The sequence below is a fragment of the Candidatus Symbiopectobacterium sp. genome, assembly GCF_020054415.1.
Lineage (GTDB): Bacteria > Pseudomonadota > Gammaproteobacteria > Enterobacterales > Enterobacteriaceae > Symbiopectobacterium.
The window spans coordinates 1-5,750 of sequence record NZ_JAHWCO010000555.1 but is presented as its reverse complement, the minus strand read 5'-3'; the positions used below and the strand labels follow the sequence as shown (position 1 = coordinate 5,750).

Sequence of the window (5,750 nt, the reverse complement as noted above, 5' to 3'; positions counted from 1 at the left end):
CGCTGCTTGAGGGCCTTGTTATAAGAGGGCCAGTTGGTGATTTTAAAATTTTGTTTTGCCATGGAGACCTGATTTTGAAACAACTGTGGTGATCTGCTCCGATGATTACCCAAAAGTTCTATTTATTCAACAAAGCCCCGTACACCATCAATCCCCCATCATCTTCAAGCGCAATGTGATTATGTCCTGCTATGAGCCGCATCCGTTACTGTCCCGGCAGGACGCCAACGCCTTTATTCTCGATTTTCTGGTGTTTGGTAATGGCTACCTAGAGCTACGAAAAAACCTGCTAGGCCAGCCCCTGATGCTGAAACACACGCACGCCAAATACACCCGGCGCGGGGAAGATCTTTCACAATACTGGTTTGTTGCACGCTACAGCGATGATTATGCTTTCGACCCTAGCAGCGTGTTTCACGTCAGAAGCCCCAGCATTCACTAGGAAATCTACGGCACACCGGAATATATGGCTGTTGTTCACTCTGCGATGCTGAATGGTGAAGCCACATTGTTTCGCCGCAACTACTACATTAACGGCAGTCATGCCGGGGTGATTGTTTACCTGACGGATCCTATAACCAACAATGCCGAGGTGGAGCAGCTTAAGCGTTCACTGAAAGATGCACGCTGCAATGGTGCATTTAAGAACCTGTTCGTGTATGCAGCCGGTGGCAAGAAAGACGGGTTACAAATCATGCCATTTAGCCAAATCGCGGCCAAGGATGAATTTAACGGCATCAAGGATGCAACACGCGATGACATGTTGGCAGCGCAACGCGTACCACAGCAGCTGATGGGCATTATGCCAAACAATGCCGGAGGATTCGGCGACGTGGAGAAAGCCGCGCGCGTCTTTTCCATCAATGAACTGACACCGATTATGGAAAGCCTGAAAGGGTTGAACGACCGGCTTGGGATCGAGGTGATGCGATTCAAGCACTACTCCCTAGCAGAAAAAGCCGCATAGCCCGGCAGCTTTCCCGCCAACCATCAGCCGGACACTCGACAGGATGCCCTGCTTTTTCATGACCGCCATTTACGCGCCTAAACGCCACCTTGAGCACCGCAGACGCCCGCCAACCTCGCCCTCGTCGTCATGAATCTCGCAGCGAGACGGCCCGCTGACGCCGCAGGATCCAGCAATGCAGATGTACCCCTATATCCCCCCCTAAGCGCGAGGGTTCCCCCGCCACGTCCGCACATGAAAATGCCTCGTTTTTGTGTAGTCTTGCGTGACAGGGAAAACTGCGCCGTAACTGGCGCGGAACCCTGGCGGCGGCATTAAAGAAATTGCGCATTTGAGCGCGGAATCTTGCGGTGATTTTTAGTGAAGATAAAAGCCCGCGAAAGCGGGCCGGGTAACGCAAATCAAAGTGTCATTTGTTCAGGTCGGCAGTGGTAAAGTTCTGCCAGCTTTTCTCGGGTTTTTTTCTGCGGTTTGGAGTCTTTCGCCTCCCACTGTGAAACCGCTGATTGTGTTGTTCCCAGCTTTTCAGCCACATCATATTGCGATAAACCGCGATGAATGCGCCAGGCAGCGATCAGGCTCACTTCATCACGGAACATGATTTCGACCACTTCGTTAGGTACGGTTTCGTTATCATGCTCATCGGCAAGATAAGGGATATCCTCATAGCCTGCGTCGCTATCAGACATCAGTTTTTCATACTCAGTGATCAGCAATACCACAAACTGAGGTTTACCATTCACATCATTGATAAATTGTAGTTTTGACATAATTTCATCCGGGTGTCAGTGAGTCGCGGTGTATGTCATAAGGAAACTGGCGGGTTACCCCGCCTGATAGTCAGTAAGTTGTTGAAGTTCTGCGTTTGACTGCCTGAACCTCACAGACAACAGGTTCACCTTTAATGATCTCGAAAATAACCCTGTAGTCCCCCACGCGTAACCTGAATTTTCCGGCCTCACCCTTCAACGCGGTAATATCCAGTTTGACGGCGGGAAAACTTTTCAACTCGGCGACTTTCCCACTAATGGTGTCCTGATACCTTCGGTCTATCGTTGAACGTTGCTTCAACGCTTTCCTTGTTCAGATAACCTTTACCATCTGTTTCCTTGGTTTTTAAAGAGCATATCCGCTTGGGATGAAGAAATAATAAGATATTTATCTAATTCATGCAATGATTATCTAATCATAAATCTAATTATTTGACGCTATGCTATCGGCTTCACTCAATGCCGTCATGATTGCCAATCTCTCAGCAGGTGGCAACGCGGCATATTTGGATTTCCACCGCACCGCCTTGCGCTTGATGCGCTGCCGATCGATATAGTCTTTTCCCGCTAAAGCCGCACTGTACGCCGCACCGTCAGGGTAGTTCATCCATAATTGTTCTGTTCTTGGCCCGCCGCGCGTCATCACCTGGAATGTGATCGAACGCCAATCGTGCAGCAGTTCATCATAACGCGCGGAGGGATAACCGGAAATTATCACTCTGGCCGGGACACGGCGCAGCATGGCTATCAGTGCCCAGTGGTCATCGTCGGTGTATTCGTGTCGGTAGCGGTTTCGGCTGGTTCGTGTTTCGGGCAGATAGGGCGGATCGGCGTAAATCAGTACCCGGCCCGCGCTGGAAAAGTCGAACATGCGCAGGTATTTCACCGCATCGCCACAAACCAGGCTCACAGAGCTATTTCTCTGATTTACTGCATTCGCATACACAAAATCGTTTAATGCATTCTCATCAATATCAACCCCGATATTTTTTATTGCAACAGTCTTTCTTAGCATGATCGCGCCGCCGCCCAGGTGCGTTTCTATGTACGTATCGTGCGGCGGCATATTGGCAATGATTTTCTGATACGCGCAAGATGCCGCCTTGCTTCCCAGATAGCTCATTTATCCCCCGGTGGTACCACATAGATGTTTTTAACTGTGCTTCAGCGGCGTCATTTCTGACTGTGCTCGATGCGTTGGCCAACACAGTCGGTTATGACTGTGAAACCGCTCGTAATGCCGCAACGTCGCTGCTTTATCCTAGTATTCAGCTTCTTTTTGCTTTCTCGCCTGCGTACGGTACAAAAAACCGTCAGCACCGGCCACGTAGTTGTGACCGGCAAACGTGACCGCGTGGCCTGTCTCCAGTCGCCGCAATTCTCCCGTGCTGATATCCCACCCCAACGAATGGGCGAAATCGGCAATACTCGCGTGCCAGTCGTCCGACCGCTTACTAACATTCTGTTTTTCTGTTGATTCAGGTAGCTGAGTTGTAGGCGAGTGATGGTTATGCCGCCGATCCGGCGGCTGGGTTCGTAACCGATTGAGCAAAGCGCGCCGCTCCTTGTCGGTCATGTGGTCAAAGTCGATGCTTTCTTGTTCAGACGTCCCGTCGATCTCTCCACCGTGCTGATCACAGCTGGCACAGTCATAACCGACCATGCTTGCCGGAATGGCTGTTTTTTCGTCGCCCGTAGAGTTATTGGCAGAACTCGAACTCCGAGGCAACGCGTCCGCGTTGCTCACATCAACGGCCAACTTCGGTACAATCTTCCACTGCTTCAACCGGGTCAGGATCGGCGAATCCTCACCCACCACCGTGTCAAACAAACCCCGGATACTCAGCATTTCCTCACCGTACTGATTCAGCACATCTGTCGGCTGATACCAGGTGCGCACCGCCAACGCATCACGTTTGACCAACGGCTCGCCCTGGGCATTGACATACCCCGCCCAGTCCGGCGCCTTGTCCGCCTCGTGACAGGCGGCAAACTCCACGCTCAGGCCGCGTGCGGTTTCACTGTCATTCAGGCGGCGTAACTCCCGCCACACCGTTACCGGGACACTGCCAATAAACTGAAACTGGCGAATGCCCCAGAGCGACGCCCAGGCGGTAGCACGCTGCGTGTACTCCTTTAACGGCTTGCCACTTTCGTCATCGGTTTCACCGTCCAAGGCATAACCATCGATATTTTTCGAGATGTATTTCGCGACATACCCGGTGGCGCTGCTTTTTTCCGGGTCAATGGCTTTGGCGTTAAACCGGGCGCTTGTCGCGACGGCACTGCGTAATTCGTCGCTGTCTGCCGCCATAGCATACTCGCGCAGGATCTCGCGGATGCGGCCCATCTCTTCCGGGCGTGCAAACAGCAGTAAATGGGCATGCGGCGTGCCGTCATGGTGCTGCTCGGCGACACGCATACCAAAAAAGCGCAGCCCCAGGCGGTGGCATTTAGCGCGGGAGCAGGCCCAGACGCCATTAAGGTAACGCTGGGTGTCCGCCGGGTTGGCCCCGTTCCATTTACGGTTAACCCGTCCGTTTTCCGGCGTGGCGTGATGGCTTGAGGGGGCGGTAATGGTGACAAATTCTCCAACATAACCCTGAGCATTGGCGATATCTTCATAACCCCTTATACGCACTATCAGTTCAGTGCGTCGGATGGCGGGATTGGCCTGACTGGCAGCATAGCCGTCCATCGGGTTGATGCGGTTGCCCTCTTCGTCTTCCAGATCCATGCTTTTGCGCCACTCGTTGGTGCGCCGCCGCTGCTCGTGCCAGTCACGCAAGGCGGTTGTGCTGACGTTCGGGGAGGCATGCTTATGGACATACACCATGGCGATGGCCAGATGTTCACACCAGTGTTTGGCGGTACGACGCAGGCTGTTCAGCCACCACCGCGCATCACTCATTCGCCGGATGGCGGGTTGGGCATCAAAGGGAACGAAACATTTTTCCAGCTTGTCCCAGAGCGGCTGCGGTGCACCCAGCAAGCGGGTGATTCGAGCCAGATGGTAGTAATGGTCATGGACGATGCACCATTCGCTGTTATCACCTTGCGCCTGCGTCAGCCTTGCCAGTTCGGTGGCGGAAAAATGGGCCACGACATCAACTAGGGATTTGAGCGCCTGGCTGTCCAGGTCGGGCAGGCGGTTACGCTGGGTGCGCAGGCGCAAAAACGCCGCCACACCATTGTGTTGAGGGGATTGGGTAGCGCGGTTGCCAAACAGGGCACGGAAATCGTCATCAACTATCTCATCTAGGCAGTAGCCAGCGTTTACACGGGTAATGCGTGGCAACATCACCCTAGCCACGGACTCGGTTAACCAGCGGCGGGCGCTGTCAATACCCTTTTGTTTTTCGCGCTGTTCAAAGCGCCAGTAAATGCTAGCGCTGATGCTTTCCAACTGGCTATCGAGGGAAAGGAATGAGCGATAGCATCACTGTCCACCGTTATTTTCCTGCCGTTAGCCTCAAACGTTACAATCATCAAACGTTACCTCCGCAAGAGAACATGCCATTACCTACCCACTGACGCAGGCAGCGGACAGCACGGAAATCACTTCATTTGAGTTACACCGACCGGCATCTTTGGCTGCAATGCTGTAACAGGCGTGCGTGTAGTGAAACGTAAAGCCCCGATAGGCGGCATGGGTCTTTGGAACATTCCTGCCCGAGAGCACCACAGGCACACCCCGGCGCAGGTGCGTTTCAATCAGGGCATCGGCCAGCACATGATGTTCTTCGTCACGAAATGGCTCGACGTAATAACCGGTGAAGCCGTCTTTATCTTCAGGCGGGAAATAAGGCGGATAGGCATACACTGCGCAGTGCTCGTCCACATGGAAGGCCAGCGTTTCCTCAAAGGGCAGACAGGCTTTGTTGAATAAATCAGAACTTGTAACGACTGCGCCCCATACGGGTCGATTGTTACGTGATGCGAATACTGTTCGGCATTCCTAATAGCGTGATCCGGTTAAGCGCTTTGACCATGGCCATGGCTTCACCCACCTG

Annotated in this window: 5 protein-coding genes and 2 pseudogenes; 1 reads left to right on the top strand and 6 read right to left on the bottom strand. The window is 53.0% G+C overall.

Translation table 11 applies throughout. From position 1 onward, the window contains the following. Positions 1 to 142: 142 nt before the first annotated feature. Positions 143 to 967, top strand: a pseudogene (locus tag QZ506_RS16345) (phage portal protein); the annotation flags it as partial. 401 nt (positions 968 to 1,368) lie between these two features. On the opposite strand, the gene QZ506_RS16340 reads toward QZ506_RS16345, so the two are convergent. The 6 genes and pseudogenes from QZ506_RS16340 to QZ506_RS16315 all read right to left on the bottom strand — a co-directional run. After that, positions 1,369 to 1,737 carry a helix-turn-helix domain-containing protein gene (locus QZ506_RS16340; protein WP_291972508.1) on the bottom strand — a complete coding sequence of 123 codons (369 nt, stop codon included), beginning with the start codon at positions 1,735 to 1,737 and terminating at the stop codon, positions 1,369 to 1,371. A gap of 70 nt (positions 1,738 to 1,807) precedes the next feature. After that, positions 1,808 to 2,038 (bottom strand): type II toxin-antitoxin system RelE/ParE family toxin, encoded by a 231-nt coding sequence (locus QZ506_RS16335; protein ID WP_291972506.1) that lies wholly within the window; start codon positions 2,036 to 2,038, stop codon positions 1,808 to 1,810. A 123-nt stretch (positions 2,039 to 2,161) separates the two neighbouring features. Then, on the bottom strand, positions 2,162 to 2,860 hold the full coding sequence (locus QZ506_RS16330; protein ID WP_291972504.1) for a DNA adenine methylase: 699 nt from the start codon (positions 2,858 to 2,860) through the stop codon (positions 2,162 to 2,164). A gap of 138 nt (positions 2,861 to 2,998) precedes the next feature. Further along, the gene (locus tag QZ506_RS16325; protein WP_291972502.1) at positions 2,999 to 5,143 is read right to left on the bottom strand and encodes a replication endonuclease; all 2,145 of its coding nucleotides are present in this window, start codon (positions 5,141 to 5,143) and stop codon (positions 2,999 to 3,001) included. Between the two features lie 117 nt (positions 5,144 to 5,260). Continuing rightward, the gene (locus QZ506_RS16320) at positions 5,261 to 5,608 is read right to left on the bottom strand and encodes a DNA adenine methylase (RefSeq protein WP_291972510.1); all 348 of its coding nucleotides are present in this window, start codon (positions 5,606 to 5,608) and stop codon (positions 5,261 to 5,263) included. A gap of 58 nt (positions 5,609 to 5,666) precedes the next feature. After that, a pseudogene (locus QZ506_RS16315) lies at positions 5,667 to 5,750 on the bottom strand (lipoprotein); the annotation flags it as partial.